Raw genomic sequence first — 19449 nt, 5'->3', positions numbered from 1 at the left:
ATGGTCGACCAAGTTACCCTCTTTGAGGTTGGTCCGCGTGATGGTTTGCAGAATGAACCTAGGCAAATCGCGACTGAAAACAAAATTGATCTGGTGAATGCACTTTCAGAAGCAGGTCTGAAAAAAATTGAAGTTAGCAGCTTTGTTTCTCCCAAATGGGTGCCGCAATTGGCAGATGCTGCAGAGGTCTTTGCGGGAATTGAGAGAAAGGATGACACTGTTTATTCTGCTCTTGTTCCCAATATGCGTGGATGTGAAGCTGCAATTGCGGCGGGCGCGGATGAAGTCGCTATTTTTGCCTCTGCATCAGAAACTTTCAGCCAGCGAAATATCAATTGTTCTATTGCGAAAAGCATGGACCGCTTTGCTCCGGTGCTGGAGTTTGCAAAAGATTGCTCCCTACCGGTCAGGGGGTATGTTTCTTGTGTGACGGATTGTCCATATGAAGGGTCGGTCAGTCCGAATGCGGTTGCGATGGTGACGGAACACCTGCTTGAAATGGGCTGCTATGAGGTGTCTTTGGGTGATACCGTCGGTAGAGGGAGCCCAACATCTGTTCGAGCAATGCTTGATGCGGTTTTATCGATTGTACCTGCCAATTGTCTAGCCGGGCATTTCCACGATACTGGTGGTCGAGCATTGGAGAATATACAGGAATGCTTGGAAAAAGGTATTCGGGTATTTGACACTTCGATAGGCGGGCTTGGTGGCTGTCCCTATGCTCCAGGCGCTTCTGGAAACGTTGCTACCGAGACTGTTGTCCAATGGTTTGAGCAGCAAAAAATTGAAACACATATCGACCATTCAAAATTGATTGAACTGTTACGTGATGTATTGGGAACACAGGGCTTGGCGGGAGACTGTGAGTAATATCTCTGGTCTCTTTCAATAGTGTTGCACTGTGTCGACCAGTTTCTTGCTGGATGATCAGTAAAGGAAGATCAAAGCCGAGCCGATGACAACCAGGGCAGCACCAATCCAGGCACCCAGTGCGGGGCGCTCACCGGTTTTGATCCAGAGAATTGGCAGCATCATGACCGGAGATGTGGCGGACAAAGAGGCAACGATACCGATTTCGCCAATGGAGAAGGCATAGAGCAGCAAGGTCATGCCAATGCCCATGGCAATCAGGCCTGATCCTGCAATTTGCAGGAAGGATGAGAGATCCAGTTTGCCAAGTGGTTTGACCGATTGAATGGGAAGCAGGCCTACAACAATAAGACTGACTGCTGAGATTGCCACTCGAATTGCGGAGACGGCTACCGGGTCTGCACCTTCCAGAAGAGTTGGCTTGATGATCAGTGAGCCAACTGCCTGACCAGCAGCGGCCAATAACCCCCAGATAACACCGATCCATAAAAGACCTTTGATGCTTTCCCATTTGTGGATCTGGTCTTTGCGTTTTCCAAATAGAATGGCCAGCATCACACCACCAATCACCAAAAGCGTGCCAATCAGCTCGGGCCAACTGAGGATTTCGCTGAAGATGAACCAGGATAACAGTGTAGCCATTGGGGCATTGGTGGCAAAAAGGATACCGGATCTGCGTGGTCCAAGGCGTCGCATGGCGATGAAGAGTGCAGTATCACCGAGAACAATGCCGATCATGGCACTCCATACAATGGCGTTCATCTGGTTCCAGTGAATGGTATCCCATGTTCCAATGATGGTTGTATAGGCGATCAGCATCACTGCGACCAGCGTCATGCGGATGCGATTGAAGGCAATGGAACCAAGCTTTTCTACCGGATTGACAGAAAGAAGCCCGGCAAGGGCCCAAGTCGCAGCAGCAGCAAGAGCAGCAATTTCGGCTCCAAACATGGCACGCCTCCAAAATATCGAGTCTCAGGGCTCGTAAATTATGGGATATTGGCGACGATGGGGTGAGGAGTTAATGCCTGTTTTCGCGCCATTCAAGATGCTGTAGCTTAGGGAAGGGTCTTCAAGCTTGCAAAGAAAAAATCAGAAAAATGGCTTCGTTTGTGTCCATTTATTATTGAAAGAGCAAGCTTGCACCAGTGCTTGAGATAATGGTGAGTCAGCAAATTGCGCTCGTGTGATTTGTTGATTTGGAGATGTGCAGGGCGGTGCAAAATGGTGGGGTTGTATTCAAGTTTTCAAATCACTGAGGCATTGTGTGATGATCATTTGAGCGCCTGTTTGGCGAATCCGTTGTCGCGCATGTTTGAAGGATAAGCAGGCTATGGTCCTACTATATTGGCGTTCTTTGGCTCTCAGTTATGATGAAAGTCACATTAAATCGGCTTTGTTTGGGTCTTTGAGCCATTACCAAGTTGGATTAATTGGGTTTCTCTCAGTTTTCGATTGGAATTTCAGATTCAATAGTTGACAAGAGGGGGGAGGAATCGTAGTTTCCGCTCGAATTTTGCGCGCCTCGGCGCGCTTTTTGTTTCGCAAAATAAAGATGGCCGAGGCTTGGAACAATGAAAATCAAGAATTCACTGAAAGCTCTTGCCAAGCGTCACCGTGACAACCGCATGGTTCGCCGCAAGGGTCGTGTCTATATCATCAACAAGAAGAACCCTCGCTTTAAAGCTCGTCAGGGCTAAGCATTGTTCTCCTTTTGATTTTGCATTAAACGCGCGCAGGTTTGACCTTCGCGCGTTTTTTGCGTTTGGACAATCATTCGACATGCAGACAGTCGCTCTGCATACAAAAAGAGGCCGTGACGGCCTCTTTTCGAATCTGCGGTCATTGAAGTGTAGATGACTGTCAGATGCCGCCCAGACCGTCGCTACCGATGAAGGCAATGCGCAACATGTTGGTCGCGCCTGGTGTACCCAATGGCACGCCCGCAGTGATGATGACGCGCTGCCCTGGTTTTGCAAAGCCTTCCTGGAAGGACAAGCGGCAGGCACGATCCACCATATCATCCAGATCCCGGGCATCGTCTGATGTCACGCAATGCAGGCCCCAGACAAGGGCAAGGCGGCGTGCCGTCTTTGGAATCGGGCTGAGGGTGATGATTGGTGTTTGTGGTCGCTCGCGAGCGGCACGAAGGCCGGTGGTACCGGACGAGGTGTAGCAGACGATGGCCGCGAGATTGAGCGTCTCTGCCATCTGACGAGCAGCGGCGGAGACTGCATCAGCCCCGGTTGCTTCCGGTTCGGCGCGTTGCGCATAGATGATGGAGCTATAGGTCGGATCCTGCTCCACTTCCTCGGCGATACTGTTCATGGTGGAGACAGCTTCGGCAGGGAAGGAACCCGCCGCAGATTCGGCACTCAGCATAATCGCATCAGCACCTTCGAAGACGGCAGTGGCCACATCGGAGACTTCCGCACGGGTTGGGGTTGGGCTCTGGATCATGCTTTCCAGCATCTGGGTGGCCACGACCACTGGCTTGCCTGCTTTGCGGGCCGCGCGAGTAATCTGTTTCTGAACGCCAGGGACACGCTGCAAAGGCATTTCGACACCCAGATCACCACGTGCCACCATGAGGGCATCCGACAGATCAATGATCTCGTTCAGGCGTTCGACAGCTTGTGGTTTTTCGATCTTGGCCAGAACGCCAACACGACCACGAGAAAGCTTGCGAACCTCTGCGACATCTTCCGGGCGTTGAACGAAGGAAAGAGCCAACCAGTCAACTTCTGCTTCGACTGCTGCATCGAGATCGGCGCGATCTTTATCGGTCAGGGCTGAGAATGATAGGGTGCTGTCGGGAAAAGAAACACCCTTGCGATCAGAAATCGGTCCGCCATTGATCACTTCGGTGACAATTGTGTTAGCGCTAACTTCGGTGGTTTTAACACGCACTTTTCCATCGTCGAGAAGGAGCAGGTCGCCAACGCTGACAGAGCCGAAAATTTCCGGGTGAGGTAACTGAACACGGCCAGTATCACCAGGTTCTTCAGACATATCCAGAGTGAAGGTTTGACCATCTTGTAGATCAATCTTTGTGTCGGCAAACTTGCCAAGGCGCAATTTAGGGCCTTGTAAATCGGCGAGAATGCCGATGGGGCGGCCTACCTGCTGCTCAACATTGCGGATTTTGCGCACATAGTCACGCAACATTTCATGGCTGGAGTGGCTCATATTGATGCGAAAGACATCGGCACCGGCCAGAAAAAGATCTTTGATCTGGCTTTCCTCGTTGGAGGCAGGGCCCAATGTGGCGAGAATTTTGACTTTCCGCTTGCGTCTCATTGGCTAAAGTTGCCTTTCTCTCTATTTTTGATCGGTCAATTGGACCGTGTAATCCTGCTTGCCCGCGGTATCTACTTCATAAAAACCGGTCTTCTCGAAGCCTCGGGCGACGCATTCCTTTACGCCCTTGATGGTGAATTGCTTGTCCTGAGTGCACATGAAGTTTTCACCCACCCACTTGCCGCCTTTATCATAATCAATGGCATGGACGAGGAACTTTGTGCTCACCAAGGCGCCCATCAGGACGGTGTCACATTCATCTTTTTCCAGATTCCACCAGCCCTCACTGATCCATTCTCCATCCAGCTGGTAGCCTATGGCAAGGCCCACTGTAGAGGAAGTTCTGTTACAAACGCGCAAATCTGCCTGCGCTGTTGTCAAGTTTGCACATAAAAGGAGACCAGTGAGTGCGAATGAGTGAATAAATGTCTTTGTCATAGGGCGAGAATTGTAAATCCGGGCAGGTATGGAGCTGATTTTCATTGTCTTTGGTGCAAAAGGTGCAAACCGCTCTTTGTTTCGCGTATTCGCGCCCCTGCTGTCAATCTAGGATTTCAGGGTTTTCGGGCTTTTGAGCCAATGAGACGTCGCACCAGGTGACTATTGCTCCAAATATGGGAAAATTTGTGGCTTTGTTCGATGACCAATGAATCGGAGCTTGTGCTTGCCAGACCGGGGTCTATCTATGCTATCAGATTGCCAAAGCCTCAAGAGGCATAGAAAGAGACAAGAGCTGAGGATTGAAGAATGGATCAACAAACTCGTCTTGAGTTGGAAGCTGCTGCTTTCCGTCGTCTGGTTTCGCATTTGCAGGAACGTACAGATGCACAGAATATCGATATGATGAATCTGGCTGGCTTCTGCCGCAACTGCCTTTCACGCTGGTATATGGAGGCTGCCAATGAGTCAGGGCTGGACATGTCCAAAGATCAAGCTCGTGAAATTGTCTATGGTATGCCATATGATGAATGGAAGGCGAAGCATCAGACAGAAGCGACTCAGGAGCAAATGGACGCATTTAAAATCAGCCATAATCACGATTAAGCCACAGTTGCGGGTGCAATTGTCAGCTCGTTAAAGACTTGGCAAGGGTTGCTTGGTTAAGCCAAGGTAAATGTCGGTTCGGCGCAAGAACCGATTGGCAAGCGCCAGATGCTGTTTGCCGCGCTATTCGAAACGGAGAATTTTATGTCAAATCCAGGTGGTGTTGCAGCTGACCAGCTGCGCGCATTTGTAGAACGCATCGAGCGCCTAGAAGAAGAAAAGAAGGCCATTTCCGACGACATCAAGGATGTTTTCGCAGAAGCCAAGGGCAATGGCTATGATGTGAAAGTCATGCGTCAGGTGATCCGTCTACGCAAGCAAGACAGCAATGAGCGTCAGGAGATGGAAGCATTGCTGGATTTGTATCTGCATGCTCTGGGCATGGCACCTGCTTTCGAGGAAAGTGCAGGCTAGTTGCCACTATATATGGTGGCCCGCCGAAGAAGGCAGCCCGGTATAGAAAGCTCCGTCACTGGCGGGGCTTTTTTTGTGTCTTTTACAATTGTGGGTCTTTTGGAGAGAAGTGCTTGAAACATGAAATTTAATCGTATAAAGATATCTTTATGTCTTTTATTTGGTAGCGTGTTATGGCCACTTTGGATGAAATCGTTGGGATCTTGAAAGCTGCCGGGGAGCAGACGCGCTTGCGTTTGCTTGCGCTTTTGCAGCGCGGAGACCTTTCTGTGAAGGATTTGACCGCTATTCTCAACCAGAGCCAACCGCGCATTTCTCGCCATTTGAAACTGCTTTTCGAAACAGATCTGGTGGAGCGGGTGCCAGAAGGGGCCTGGGTATATTATCGCCTGTCTCAGGATCGCGTGCTTCGTGGCCTGATTTCTCATCTGTTGTCCGAGTTGGATGAGAATGATGTGCAGATGGCTCGTGATCGTGAAAAGCTGGAAGCCGTAAAGAGTGCCAACGCGCAGGCCGCTCAGGAATACTTCCAGACCAATGCAGGCCGTTGGGATGAAATCCGGGCCCTGCATGTTCCTGAAAGTGCGGTTGAGACAGAGATACTGGATCTGATTGGTAAGGATGGCTTTTCCAGTCTTCTTGATCTGGGAACAGGAACCGGGAGCATATTGGCGCTGCTGGCTGGCCATTGCCAACATGGCTTGGGATTGGATTCCAACCCGCCGATGTTGTCGGTGGCACGGGCGAGATTGGATGCGCCTCAATTCCAGCATCTGCATGTCCAGCAAGGGGACATTCTGGATCTGGCGACCCATGAAACGCGCTATGATCTGGTGAGCCTCCATCAAGTTTTGCACTATTTAGATGATCCTTTGGCAGCGATTTCCGAGACGGGTCATGTGATGGCCGTAAAAGGTCGGTTGCTGATCGTGGACTTCGCTCCGCATGAACATGAGTTTTTGCGCAAGGACCACGCACATCGGCGCCTTGGCTTCTCCCACGAGATCATGGAGGGCTGGCTGGGTGAGGCTGGCTTCGATCTGCTCTCGGTTCGGGATCTGGAAGCTGAGCAAGGCGAGTTGGCCAAAGAACGCGTACCGTTGACTGTGAGCTTGTGGTTGGCGCAGCGCCGTTAGGCGATGAAAACAAAAGAATATATCAGCCTATTGGGGTGATTGAAGTGATGAAAGGATATGGCCGTAGCAAGGGAGCCCATATCCTGTCCAGTAAAGTGTGGTGAGATGATGAACCATAATACCGAACGCAGCGGGCGAAGAAGCCAGGATGCGGACAAGTTGAAGATTTCTTTTGAATTCTTTCCGCCGAAATCGGAGAAAATGGAAGAAAATCTATGGGCATCAGTTGAGCGCCTCGCTCCACTGTCTCCCAGTTTTATCTCTGTGACCTATGGAGCTGGAGGTTCCACCCGCGAGCGTACCCATGATATTGTGGCTCGCATGGTTGAGGAAACCAAGGTTAAGCCAGCCGCACATTTGACTTGTGTTGGAGCAACCAAGCAAGAGGTGAATGATGTCATTCGCTCCTATGCAGATTGCGGTGTCAATCACATTGTTGCTCTTCGTGGTGATCCGGTTGATGGCGTTGGTAGTCGCTATGAACCCCATACGGGTGGGTATGTGAATGCTGCGGATCTGGTAAGTGGAATTCGCGAGATAGGTGATTTTGAAGTGACCGTCTCTGCGTATCCCGAAAAGCATCCGGAAAGCCCGGATTTTGCGATGGATATCGAGATGTTGCGTCAGAAGGTTGATGCTGGTGCGACGCGGGCGATCACGCAATTTTTCTTCGATAATGATCTGTATGAAGCTTATGTGGAACGGGTGCGTCGAGCTGGGATTTTTATTCCAATCGTTCCTGGCATTCTGCCTATCCACAACTTCAAGCAGATGGCTAATTTTGCCAGTCGAACCGGGGCCAGTGTGCCGCAATGGCTGGCAAACCGGTTCGAAGGTCTGGATGATGATCCGGAGACACATCGTCTGGTGGCAGCAGCGATCGCAGCCGAGCAGGTTCAAGATTTGCTGGAACGTGGCATCGATGACTTCCATTTCTACACCATGAACCGCGCGAACCTGTCTTATGCTATCTGCCATCTGCTTGGTTTGCGCCCCGATGGTGCCTGATTGCTCTGTTGGTGGCTGAACTTGACAAGGCGAAGAAGCATTTCTCTGCCTGAAATATACGAATGATAGATTGATCCTTTGATTGGATCCGGGCCGTGATGGTCCTGAAGCTGGAGAATTTTCATGTCGGTTTTACCTCAATCCCCTTCATTTGAAGCGCTGAGCATCTTGGCTAAAGAGCGTATTCTTATTCTGGATGGGGCCATGGGTACCATGATCCAGCGTCTTGGGTATGAGGAAGGCGATTTCCGTGGGGAGCGCTTCAAGAACTGGAATCAGGATTTGAAGGGCAACAATGATTTGCTGTCCATCACTCAACCTGATGCCATTCGTGACATTCACCGTCAATATCTGGAAGCTGGTGCTGATTTTGTCGGAACGAATACCTTCTCGTCAACCACCATCGCTCAGGCTGATTATGCGATGGAAAGCCTGGCTTATGAGCTGAACTTTGAAAGTGCCAAGATTGCAAGGGAAGCCGTCGTGGCGGTGGAGGCAAACGAGCCAGGGCGCAAGGCTTTTGTTCTGGGCGCCCTTGGTCCAACCAACCGGACAGGGTCGATCTCTCCTGATGTGAATGATCCAGGCTATCGGGCTGTCAGTTTCGATGAGTTGAAAGATGCTTATCGTGAAGCCGCGCGTGGCTTGATTGAAGGCGGGGCGGATGCTCTGGCGGTTGAAACCATCTTTGATACCTTGAATGCCAAAGCAGCTCTCTTCGCGATTGATGAATTGTTTGAAGAGAAAGGTATGGTTTGGCCTGTGGTGATTTCCGGCACCATCACCGATAAGTCTGGTCGTACTCTCTCGGGCCAGACTGCGGAGGCTTTCTATAATTCTGTGCGTCATGCAAAGCCATTTGCTGTTGGCTTGAACTGTGCGCTTGGTGCTGCCGAGCTGCGCCAGCATGTCGACAGTATTTCACGAGTTGCAGAGACTTATGTTTCCACTTATCCCAATGCCGGTCTGCCGAACGAGTTTGGTGAATATGACGAGAGCCCGGAACATATGGCTGGTCTCCTGGAGGGTTTTGCCAGGGATGGTTTGATCAATCTGGTCGGTGGCTGTTGTGGTACCACGCCTGATCACATTCGGGCTATTGCAGATGCGGTAAAGCCTTATCCGCCACGGGCCATTCCCGAGGTGCCGCAATATATGCGTTTGTCCGGTCTTGAACCATTCACGCTGACGCCAGAGACCAATTTTGTCAATATTGGCGAGCGAACCAATGTCACCGGTTCTGCCAAATTTCGTCGTCTGATTACCGACGGAGACTATGAGGCCGCTTTGGATGTGGCGCGCCAGCAGGTGGAGAGTGGTGCACAAATCATCGATGTGAATATGGACGAGGGGTTGCTGGATTCGGAAGCCGCCATGGTCACATTCCTAAATCTTGTGGTGGCTGAACCCGACATCTCCCGTGTGCCGATTATGGTGGATAGCTCCAAATGGAGCGTTATTGAAGCAGGCCTGAAATGTCTTCAGGGGAAGTCGGTGGTCAACTCCATCTCATTGAAGGAAGGCAAAGAGGCTTTTGTTGCTCAGGCCAAACTGATCAAACGTTATGGTGCAGCCGTTGTTGTCATGGCTTTTGATGAGAAAGGTCAGGCGGATAGCTATGAGCGGAAGATCGAGATCTGTAAGAACAGCTACGATATTCTGGTCGATGAAGTCGGTTTCCTGCCGGAAGATATCATTTTTGACCCGAACGTCTTTGCGGTTGCGACGGGCATCGAAGAACATAACAATTATGGAATGGACTTCATTGAGGCAACACGATGGATTCGTGAGAATTTGCCTCATGCCCATGTGTCAGGCGGTTTGTCGAACCTGTCCTTCTCCTTCCGTGGTAACAATCTCGTTCGCGAAGCCATGCATTCAGCTTTCTTGTATCATGCCATCAAGGTTGGTTTGGACATGTCGATCGTCAATGCCGGACAGCTCATGGTCTATGATCAAATTGACAAGGAGCTGCTCGAGCGCATTGAAGATGTGGTGCTGAATCGGCGCGAAGATGGCACAGATCGATTGCTGGAAATTGCTGAGCGCTATCTTCATAAAAAAGGCGAGGCCAAGGTTGTGGATCTCTCCTGGCGTGAAGCTTCGGTTGGCAAGCGTTTGGAATATGCACTTGTCAAAGGCATCGGTGATTACATTGATGAAGATGTCGAGGAAGCGCGTCAGGCCTCCGAGCGTACACTGGACGTGATCGAAGGTCCGCTTATGGATGGCATGAATGTGGTTGGTGATCTGTTTGGTGATGGCAAGATGTTCCTGCCACAGGTGGTGAAATCCGCGCGTGTCATGAAGAAGGCTGTCGCTTACCTCCTGCCTTTCATGGATGAAGAACAGGAAGGTGAGCGTCAAAGCGCTGGTAAGGTATTGATGGCCACTGTGAAGGGTGACGTGCATGATATCGGCAAGAATATCGTGGGTGTTGTTCTGCAATGCAATGGCTATGAAGTGGTTGATCTCGGCGTCATGGTACCAACCAATGACATTTTGGAGGCGGCTCGCAAGGAGAAGGTCGATATCATCGGTCTGTCTGGTCTGATTACGCCATCTCTGGATGAAATGGTGCATGTTGCCAGTGAATTGCAGCGTGAAGGTTTTGATCAGCCCTTGTTGATTGGTGGAGCCACTACCTCGCAAGTCCATACGGCGGTGAAGATTGCTCCGGGTTATCAAAACAGTCAGTCTATCTATGTTACCGATGCCTCCCGTGCGGTTGGTGTGGCGACCAAGCTTCTTTCGCGCGACAAGGATGCTTATATCGAAGATATTCGTGCCGACTATGTTCGTGTACGTGACAATCATGTCAAGGCACAAAACAAAAAGGCGCGTTTGGCGCTGGTTGATGCTCAGGCGAATGGATTAGAGCTCGACTGGGATGCCAGCAATCCGGTGAAACCTTCTTTTATTGGTACCAAGGTGTTTGAAGAGCAGGATCTGGCTGAGCTGGTTCCCTACATCGACTGGACACCTTTCTTCTCCACCTGGGAAATGAAAGGGCGTTATCCGGCGATTCTTGATGATGATGTCTATGGTGAAGCTGCGACGGCACTTTTCAATGATGCCCAAGCCATGTTGAAACAGATTATCGATGAAAAATGGCTCAGTGCTCGTGGTGTTATTGGCTTCTGGCCGGCCAACCGGGATGGGGATGATATCGCGCTCTATCGTAATGAAGAACGTGATGATGAGCTGGCTCGCTTCCATGGCTTGCGCCAGCAGATTGCAGGGCGTTCCAAGCGTGCCAATGTCTCGATTGCAGATTTTGTTGCGCCACAGGGCATGGATATCGCGGACTATGTAGGTGGTTTTGCAGTTTCGACCGGTTTTGGGGAAGCAGAACGGGCGTCGGCATTTGATGCAGCGGGGGATGATTATTCCAAGATCTTATTACAGGCTCTGGCTGATCGTCTGGCGGAAGCTTATGCAGAAAAGATGCATGAGGACGTGCGCAAGATCCATTGGGGTTATGCTGGTGAAGAGAAACTTTCCAATGCCGATCTTATCTCCGAAGGGTATCAAGGGATTCGCCCTGCACCTGGTTATCCTGCTCAGCCTGATCATACGGAGAAACGTACTCTGTTTGAATTGCTGGATGCAGAGGCAACCACAGGAATCAAGCTGACTGAAAGCTGTGCCATGACACCGGGTTCTGCGGTATCCGGTCTCTATTTCAGCCATCCTGATAGTTATTATTTCGGGGTTGGTAAAATCGAGAAGGATCAGGTTGAATCATATGCTGAGCGCAAGGGGTGGGATTTGGCAACAGCTGAGAAATGGCTTGCTCCAATTCTGAACTACATTCCCAGGAGCTGACTGCTCAATTTATGCGGTCTGAATGTAGATATGAAATTGAAAAACCGGAGTTTTTACCCCGGTTTTCTCATATTTGTCTTGTAAGCAGTTCTTGTAGTATAAGTCTTTTTGGAATGGAATATATAAAACATCCATTCAAGTGCAGACGATGTTGCCTAAACTAAACCAAATATAACTGCTGCAACAAACGCAAAGGCTGCACCAACCACAACGATATTCATCGATTTAATCATGGTTTTGCTTCCTCCTAGGCTTTTCACTCACGAAAATCTTACGAGATATTAGTCAAAAGACGAAGCGAAAAAGATTGTGCACTGCGGCATTATCTTTAGTTTTGCGGCCTAATAGCCCCATAAACCCTTGTGAACTCTTGGTTCCTTGTGCGACATTTTGTGTGTCTTTTTTGAGAGCATCTTGGGGAGAAAAAGGATGATGCAGGGGACGGAGGCAGGGAAATTTGCGCTTGCAGAGGTGGAAACCCGACTGGCGGATTTGGCTAGATCGGTTGACCCGCATAAAGCTGCAGAGCGGGCCCGCTTCATGAAAGTGACCATGCCGTTGCTTGGTCTGACCGTTCCTCAACAACGTCAATGTTTGAAGAAGAAATACAGTTTCTCAAAGCTCTCTTTTGCTGAACAAGTGCCAATCTGGGGCTATGTCTGGAACCATGCAACAACGCATGAAGCCAAGGTTCAGGCGGCTCTCTATGTCGAGAAACCTGGTGAGCGGTATGATCCGGTCTGGTTATGGCAGGAGTTGGAGCCTTGGGTGATGAGCGTGAATTGCTGGGACCAGTCAGATTGTCTGTCTCGTATCTATTCTCAATTGCTGGAAGAAGCACCTGAGCATGTTGTTCCGATTCTGAAGCGCTGGAATGAATCAGATAATCCATGGGAGAGGCGGCAGTCCCTGGTGGCGCTGCTTTTCTATTCACGATTTCGCAATGTGTTTCCAGATGAAGATCTTGTTTTCTCTTTGATCCGAGCACGGCTGGAGGATGAGGATTATTATGTTCAGAAAGGATTGGGTTGGGCTCTGCGGGAGGCTTATCATGTTTGGCCTCAACGAATGTTGGCCTTTCTGGATGAGGTGGTGGGCGTGTTGGCCCCGGCAGCTTGGCAGGCTGCAACCGAAAAGCTGGATCCTTCTGTCAAACAGCGTTTGAAAATCAATCGCAAGGTCGTTCGTGGTCGCTGACGGTGATGGGTCAGCCAGTCATATCCAGATGGCGCTGAATGGATTGTTCGATCAAATGGGCAATGATCAGGCAGTTATGATCCTGCATATAAGGACCTATGATTTGAATGCCGAACGGCAAGCCATTATCGCTCATCAAGCCGGGAACGTTGACGCATGGCAGACCGAATAATGTCCAGGTTCGGTTAAAGATGGAAGAGCCGGTTGAGGTTAACCCCTTCGGGGCTGAACCTGGTGCTGATAGCGAGATCAGGGCGTCAATCTCGCAAAAGACCTCATCCATCTGTTGGCTACCAACTTCCGCGATCATGCGGGCATCATCATAATCGGATGGTTGGATGGTTTGGGCGAAATCCAGAGTTTCGCGCAATAGATCGCTGAGTTTGTCCGGATGAGTTTGATATTCCCATGCCAGGGCCTGTTTGGCTTCGAAGTCTTGTATGCTCTGGTGGGCATGAAAAGCCGCAATATACTCGTCCGTTATTGGCAAATCGACAAGTTTGAAGCCGAATTTTGACAAACTGGAGAGCAGTGAATCAAATTGTTGCTGATATTCCTCGGTTGCTTCACTCCAACAATGGGTGCGGGCAATTCCGATGACCGGCATGTTCGGGGTTTTGTCTTCCAATTTCATGTGCCGACCGGTAAGAACCGATGTTGCAAAAGCGATATCTTCGACACCTTTGGCAAAGAAGCCAGCCGTATCCAGAGACCAGGAAAAGGTTTTCATGCCGACTGTAGGCAACAATCCGCTGGATGGTTTGAACCCGGCAACACCGCAAAAGGCAGCCGGTCGAATGACTGAGCCACCTGTTTGAGTGCCCAAGGCCAATGGTACCATGCCGGTGGCGACCGCTGCTGCTGAGCCGGAAGAGGAACCGCCGGGCGTGTGATCGAGATTGTATGGGTTTCTTGTTTCTCCTGGATGGAAGAAAGCAAATTCGGTGGTGACGGTTTTGCCCACCGGAGTACAGCCTGCTTTTCGAGCCAAAGCCACAAGAGCCGCATCCGCTGCAGGTTGGTGGTTTGCGTAAATTGGAGAGTTATATTCGGTTGCCAGATCGGCTGTATCAAAGACATCCTTGATTGCAAGCCCCACCCCCTTCAACGGACCTTTTCCTGCAAGTGTTTGCAGTATCTTGTCAGGGGTCACTTGCGTAAAGGCATGGATGTCATGATCAAACTCCGAGATTCTTTCAATACAGAGATCCAGAGCCTTCTTCGTTGTGAGCGAGCCTTGGTCGATTTTTTGGACAATTTTCAGCAAGGATTGCGGCGCAATTCGGCCAGCTACAGGTGTGTTGCCAAGCAATGATTTATCTGTGGAGGTCATGCACTTTGCCTTCCTTACAACAGGATGTTCCTAAAGAATGCGCCTTTCAAGGGTGCGTCGCAAGTCAATTTCGTGTTTTAAAGAGGCCAAAGGTGAGAGAAACCATACAGATTTCACGTCCAATAGGGATCGTTGTGTCTCTGATTCTTTTAGGCCTCGGTGGCTGCTCGGTCTTCGACCAGATTGATGAAGTTGATCAATCAATTCTTCAGGCTGAGGCGGTATCTGCACCTGAGGACAGCAAATTCTCTGGCGGTGACTGTCAAGTTTTCTTTCAAGGCCTTGCTGCAGGTGAGGCGCTGGATCGTTTCTTTGAAAAAGGAAAGTGTGGCAATGAGGCTCCGTATCGGGTTTCCGCGCTAGGGGGGGATAATCCGGTTCAATTGGGTCCGGAGGCCAAGCTTAACTGTGCCATGACAACCCAGCTTCAGCGCTATTTTGCGGATGTGGTTCAACCACAGGCCATGCGCTATTTGGGGCAACCAGTTGTCAAGGTGCGCGTTGCTGCTTCCTATTCCTGTCGTCGGCGCAATGGTAGCCGTAGAGGCAAATTTTCCGAGCACGCCTTCATGAATGCCATGGATATTTCGTCTTTCACGTTGAAAGATGGGCGGACATTGACTGTAAAACGTGACTGGCGAGGTGTGAGTCGAGATGCCCGTTTCATGAAGAAAATCAATCGGGAAGCCTGTAAATATTTTACCACGGTCTTGGGACCGGGGGGGGATAAATATCATCAGGATCATTTCCATTTTGATCTCGCCAAGCATGGCCGCAAAGGCACTTATCGAGTGTGTAAGTGATGCTGCTACAAAGGATGCAAAACGTGATTTCCTGCTACATCAAATATGAGATTAATCCCGATAAAATTGCGGAGTTTGAACATTATGCCAAGCTCTGGATACCCTTGGTGCGAAAGTTTGGCGGGCTGCATCATGGTTATTTCCTGCCTCATGAGAGTGCCAATGATCTGGCGGTGGCGATTTTTTCTTTTCCTTCGCTGGCAGCTTATGAGATTTATCGTCAGCAAAGTATGGATGACGCAGAGTGTCAGGCGGCTTTTCGATATGCGAGCGAGACGGGCTGTATACGCCGCTATGACCGTAGTTTTCTGAGGCCCGTTCTCAACACGGATTGATACTGCTATTGCCTATTTCTTTTGAGGGGGTTCAAGCAGTTCTACCTCGATGAATGCACATTCAAAGTCATTGCCATTTATGACGTCATGCTCGGTATTGGCTTCGCGGGTATAGGGAATGCCATTTTCTACGGGCCAGCTGATGCGGCCTTTGTCGGGTGTTTCGATCTCCAATATTCCGGTAAAAAGCGGAACCACGACATAGTCATATTCATGTTTGTGCCAGCCAGTGCTATCTCCTTTTTTCTTGAAACGCCATTCTGTTACGCGGATGCGGTTATTTTCCAGCATTTTGGTGCCTATTGCAGCAACATCTGGTGCCGGAGGAGTGGTATTGCACATGATACGCCTTTCTTGCCGTGTAAATAGCAAAGCCTAAGGGAAAGATGACACTCTACCAGACAAAGAGACTGAACCTTGGTTTGGTGCTTTCTGAACGGATGACCAGATAAAAAAGGCATCGGCGGGTAACGCCAATGCCTTTCTTGTTTGTTTTCAATTCGGGATGGGCATTATTCAGGAGTGCCGTAACCACCAGCAGTCGGTGTGGTCACGATGACTGTTTCACCGGACTTCAGGTGGGTTTGATCTGAAGAGCCCAGTTTTTCCAGTTTGCCATCAAGGCGGCGGACTTCGGTTGCTCCGCATTGACCTGCTTCACCACCTGCCAGACCATGTGGTGGAATTTTCCGGTGTGAAGCAAGAATGGCGCATTCCATATCTTCCAGGAACCGGATAGTGCGTTTGGTACCATCGCCTGCAGACCATTTGCCTTTGCCACCAGAGCCTTTGCGGATATGGAAGTCCTCCAACAGGACAGGAAAACGGAATTCCAGAATTTCCGGATCTGTCAGGCGAGAATTGGTCATATGAACATGAACGCCAGATGTGCCATTGAAACCCGGACCGGCGGGGGAACCAGAGCAAAGGGTCTCATAATATTGGTACTGGTCATTGCCAAAGGTGAGATTGTTCATGGTGCCTTGAGAGGCTGCCATGGCTCCCAGTGCCCCAAACAAAGCGTTGGTGACGTGTTGTGAGGTCTCGACATTGCCTGCCACAACAGCAGCAGGATAGGTGGGTTTAAGCATGCAATCATCTGGCAGGATGATGGTGATCGGATCAAGACAGCCAGCATTCATCGGAATATCGCTATCCACCATCACACGGAAGCAATAGAGAACCGCTGCACGGGTTACTGGTTCTGGTGCATTGAAGTTGTTTGGCAAAATACCAGAGGTACCGGTGAAATCGACGGTCGCCTGACGAGCTTCTTTGTCGACACTGATCTTGACCTTGATGATACCACCATGATCGATTTCATAGGTGAATTTGCTATCTTCCAATACATCCAGTACGCGGCGTACGCTTTCTGCGGCATTGTCCTGAACATGCTGCATGTAAGCGACAACAACCGGCATTGTGAAGTGATCGACCATCTTGGCCAATTCCTGCACACCTTTGGTATTGGCGGCGATCTGAGCCTTGAGATCAGCGATATTCTGAGTGATGTTGCGCACCGGGAATGCATGATTGGTCAGAACGCGGGTCAATTCTTCCTCTTGGAAGATGCCTTCTGCTACCAGTTTGAGGTTGTCGATCAATACGCCTTCATCATTGATGTTGGTGGCACGCGGGGTCATGGAACCCGGTGCTGTGCCGCCGACATCAGCATGATGACCGCGAGAAGCTACCCAGAAAATGACATTCTTGTTGTCATCATCAAAGACCGGGGTGATGACGGTGATGTCTGGCAGATGCGTGCCACCATTATAGGGAGCATTGATGGCAAAGACATCGCCTGGTTTCACATTGTTCTTGTTGTTGTTGATGATGCTCTCGACAGAGCGGTCCATGGAGCCCAGATGTACCGGCATATGCGGGGCATTGGCGATCAGGCGACCCTTGCCATCAAAGACAGCACAGGAGAAATCCAGACGTTCCTTGATATTCACGGAATAGGCGGTGTTTTGCAGGGTGACGCCCATCTGTTCGGCAATGGACATGAAAAGATTGTTGAAGATTTCCAGCATCACAGGATCGGCGTCAGTGCCAATTGCCTCAGATCGTTTTGCCGCGACCAGACGTTTGATGATGATGTGATCTTTTGAAGTTATCTCTGCTTGCCATTCCGGCTCAATCACGATGGTTTGATGGGGTTCCATAATCAAAGCGGGGCCGGTGACTTTCTGGCCAGGCATCAGGTTGCCACGTTTATAGATATTGATTGCGTGCGCTTTGCCTCCGGAGAAGAAAGAGCTGGATTCCGTCGCAATCGCATCATCGGATGATAGAGCCAGATCTGGTTCGACCAGATCAGAACCGCCGCCGACGCTTTCCACTTCAATGGCTTCCACAACGATCTGCTTGCCTTCAAAAACAAAACCGAATTGTTTTTTGTGGGCGTCTTCAAACTGGGCGGTCATATCCGCCAGATCCGTGAAATTGACTGGTAGTGCGGTGTCGGTGCCATCATACCGCAGATGCAGGCGAGGGAAGTGCTTGGCTTCCTTTTCAGAAATGCCTTGTTTGACCAGATCCGAGAGGTTTTGGGCTTTGATGTCATCACGCTCGGTCGCAACATCATTCAGGAGTTCATTGGAGAGTGGTTTGATGATGGCTTTCTGGCGGTTGGCTGAGATATCGGCCAACCCCATGCCGTAAGCGGAGAGAATACCCGAGAAAGGATGCACTACGACAGTCGACATGCCAAGACTGTCGGCTACGAGGCAGGCATGCTGGCCGCCGGCGCCACCAAAACAGGTCAGAGCATAATCGGTAACGTCATAGCCGCGCTGAACGGAAATTTTCTTGATGGCGTTGGCCATGTTCTCGACTGCAATGGCGAGAAAACCATCAGCCACTTCTTCAGGACTACGGCCATCGCCGATTTGATCTGCCATGTTTTGAAAGGCAGCACGGACCGCCTGATAATCCAGTGGCTGATCCTGGTTGGGGCCGAAAACATGGGGGAAATAATCCGGTTTGAGTTTGCCTACCATGATGTTGGCATCCGTGACTGCCAACGGGCCGCCACGACGATAGCCGCGAGGACCGGGGTTGGCGCCAGCGCTATCCGGACCAACCCGGAAGCGAGAGCCATCATAATGCAGAACGGAGCCACCGCCAGCTGCAACTGTGTGAATACGCATCATCGGAGCACGCATGCGAACGCCAGCAACCTCTGTCTCAAAAGCGCGTTCATACTCTCCGTCATAATGGGAAACATCCGTGGAGGTGCCACCCATATCAAAGCCTATCATTTTGGAATAGCCAGCCATTTCTGTGGTTTCTACGGCACCGACGACGCCACCAGCCGGACCGGATAGGATTGCATCCTTGCCCTGAAATAGATTGGCTGCGGTCAGGCCTCCAGAAGACTGCATGAACATCAGTTTGCAGTCGGTACCTTCTGCGCCAAGCTCGGAAGATACCTGTTCCACGTACCGTCGCAGAATTGGGGAAAGGTAAGCGTCGACCACTGTTGTATCACCGCGCCCGACCAATTTGATGAGTGGAGACACCTCGTGCGAGATCGAAATTTGTGTGAAGCCGATTTCGGAACACATATTTGCGACCGTCTTCTCATGGTCGATGTAACGATAGGCATGCATGAAGGCGATGGCGACTGAATGGATGCCTTTGTCAAAGGCGGCTTGCAGTTGTGGACGTAGACTTTCGGCATCTAATGGTATTTCTACAGAACCATCGGCTTTGAAGCGTTCATTTGCCTCTATCACTTCTTCATAGAGCAATTCAGGGAGAATGATTTCCTTGGCGAAAATTTCCGGACGCGCCTGATAGCCGATGCGTAAGGCATCCCGGAAGCCTTTCGTGGTGACAAATAATGTGCGATCACCTTTGCGCTCCAACAGTGCGTTGGTTGCTACGGTGGTGCCCATTTTGACTGTCGCGATATTTTCTGCCGGGATGCGTGCTTTTTTATCGATTCCCATCAGATCACGAATGCCCTGAATGGCGGCGTCCTTATAGCTTTCCGGATTTTCCGAGAGCACTTTGTGAGGATGGACGGACCCATCGGGTGCGCGGGCTACAATGTCGGTGAAAGTACCGCCACGATCGATCCAGAAATCCCATTTGCCACTGGTCTGATTGTTTGCCTCATTGCTCATGGTTTGTTCATCCTCACGGAATTTATGCAAAATAGGGGTGATTTGACG

16 protein-coding genes are annotated in these 19449 nt (G+C 50.4%); 10 read left to right on the top strand and 6 right to left on the bottom strand.

The genetic code is table 11. From position 1 onward, the window contains the following. The gene (locus CRO57_RS09740) at positions 1 to 870 is read left to right on the top strand and encodes a hydroxymethylglutaryl-CoA lyase (RefSeq protein ID WP_097153053.1); all 870 of its coding nucleotides are present in this window, start codon (positions 1 to 3) and stop codon (positions 868 to 870) included. 57 nt (positions 871 to 927) lie between these two features. Here the strand turns inward: CRO57_RS09740 and CRO57_RS09735 are convergent, their stop codons facing one another. Beyond that, positions 928 to 1821 (bottom strand): DMT family transporter, encoded by an 894-nt coding sequence (locus CRO57_RS09735; protein ID WP_097153052.1) that lies wholly within the window; start codon positions 1819 to 1821, stop codon positions 928 to 930. A gap of 623 nt (positions 1822 to 2444) precedes the next feature. Between CRO57_RS09735 and ykgO the strand changes: the two genes are divergently transcribed. After that, entirely contained in the window at positions 2445 to 2570 is a 126-nt protein-coding gene (gene ykgO / locus CRO57_RS09730) for a type B 50S ribosomal protein L36 (protein WP_097153051.1), read from the top strand. 163 nt (positions 2571 to 2733) lie between these two features. Here ykgO and pyk read toward each other — a convergent pair whose 3' ends face one another. Further along, positions 2734 to 4170 carry a pyruvate kinase gene (gene pyk / locus CRO57_RS09725; RefSeq protein WP_097153050.1) on the bottom strand — a complete coding sequence of 479 codons (1437 nt, stop codon included), beginning with the start codon at positions 4168 to 4170 and terminating at the stop codon, positions 2734 to 2736. Positions 4171 to 4191: 21 nt separating this feature from the next. Then, the gene (locus CRO57_RS09720) at positions 4192 to 4551 is read right to left on the bottom strand and encodes a DUF1036 domain-containing protein (RefSeq protein ID WP_170956010.1); all 360 of its coding nucleotides are present in this window, start codon (positions 4549 to 4551) and stop codon (positions 4192 to 4194) included. Positions 4552 to 4917: 366 nt separating this feature from the next. On the opposite strand from CRO57_RS09720, the gene CRO57_RS09715 reads away from it, so the two are divergent. From CRO57_RS09715 to CRO57_RS09690, 6 genes are all read left to right on the top strand, one after another. After that, a complete protein-coding gene (locus CRO57_RS09715) occupies positions 4918 to 5214 on the top strand; it encodes a DUF1244 domain-containing protein (protein WP_097153048.1) in 297 nt (98 codons plus the stop codon). A gap of 144 nt (positions 5215 to 5358) precedes the next feature. Beyond that, positions 5359 to 5628 (top strand): DUF2312 domain-containing protein, encoded by a 270-nt coding sequence (locus CRO57_RS09710; RefSeq protein WP_097153320.1) that lies wholly within the window; start codon positions 5359 to 5361, stop codon positions 5626 to 5628. 173 nt (positions 5629 to 5801) lie between these two features. Then, a complete protein-coding gene (locus tag CRO57_RS09705; RefSeq protein ID WP_097153047.1) occupies positions 5802 to 6764 on the top strand; it encodes an ArsR/SmtB family transcription factor in 963 nt (320 codons plus the stop codon). Between the two features lie 108 nt (positions 6765 to 6872). After that, on the top strand, positions 6873 to 7772 hold the full coding sequence (gene metF, locus CRO57_RS09700; RefSeq protein WP_425291278.1) for a methylenetetrahydrofolate reductase [NAD(P)H]: 900 nt from the start codon (positions 6873 to 6875) through the stop codon (positions 7770 to 7772). A 123-nt stretch (positions 7773 to 7895) separates the two neighbouring features. Further along, complete coding sequence (gene metH / locus CRO57_RS09695; protein ID WP_097153045.1) at positions 7896 to 11600, top strand: methionine synthase; 3705 nt, start codon at positions 7896 to 7898, stop codon at positions 11598 to 11600. A 429-nt stretch (positions 11601 to 12029) separates the two neighbouring features. Continuing rightward, a complete protein-coding gene (locus CRO57_RS09690; RefSeq protein WP_097153044.1) occupies positions 12030 to 12797 on the top strand; it encodes a DNA alkylation repair protein in 768 nt (255 codons plus the stop codon). 10 nt (positions 12798 to 12807) lie between these two features. Here the strand turns inward: CRO57_RS09690 and CRO57_RS09685 are convergent, their stop codons facing one another. Beyond that, positions 12808 to 14130, bottom strand: a complete 1323-nt coding sequence (locus CRO57_RS09685) for an amidase (protein ID WP_097153043.1) — start codon at positions 14128 to 14130, stop codon at positions 12808 to 12810. Positions 14131 to 14264: 134 nt separating this feature from the next. Between CRO57_RS09685 and CRO57_RS09680 the strand changes: the two genes are divergently transcribed. Next, positions 14265 to 14933, top strand: a complete 669-nt coding sequence (locus tag CRO57_RS09680) for an extensin-like domain-containing protein (protein ID WP_170956009.1) — start codon at positions 14265 to 14267, stop codon at positions 14931 to 14933. 23 nt (positions 14934 to 14956) lie between these two features. Then, positions 14957 to 15268, top strand: coding sequence for an NIPSNAP family protein (locus tag CRO57_RS09675; RefSeq protein WP_097153319.1), 312 nt, complete (start codon positions 14957 to 14959; stop codon positions 15266 to 15268). A gap of 12 nt (positions 15269 to 15280) precedes the next feature. Here the strand turns inward: CRO57_RS09675 and CRO57_RS09670 are convergent, their stop codons facing one another. Beyond that, positions 15281 to 15610 carry a cupin domain-containing protein gene (locus CRO57_RS09670; RefSeq protein ID WP_097153041.1) on the bottom strand — a complete coding sequence of 110 codons (330 nt, stop codon included), beginning with the start codon at positions 15608 to 15610 and terminating at the stop codon, positions 15281 to 15283. A gap of 170 nt (positions 15611 to 15780) precedes the next feature. Beyond that, entirely contained in the window at positions 15781 to 19401 is a 3621-nt protein-coding gene (locus CRO57_RS09665; protein ID WP_097153318.1) for a hydantoinase B/oxoprolinase family protein, read from the bottom strand. Positions 19402 to 19449: the final 48 nt, after the last annotated feature.

Source organism: Cohaesibacter gelatinilyticus (assembly GCF_900215605.1).
Classification (GTDB): Bacteria; Pseudomonadota; Alphaproteobacteria; order Rhizobiales; family Cohaesibacteraceae; genus Cohaesibacter; species Cohaesibacter gelatinilyticus.
Note: the sequence above shows the minus strand (reverse complement) of the source record. Positions and strands in the feature narration are given on the sequence as shown.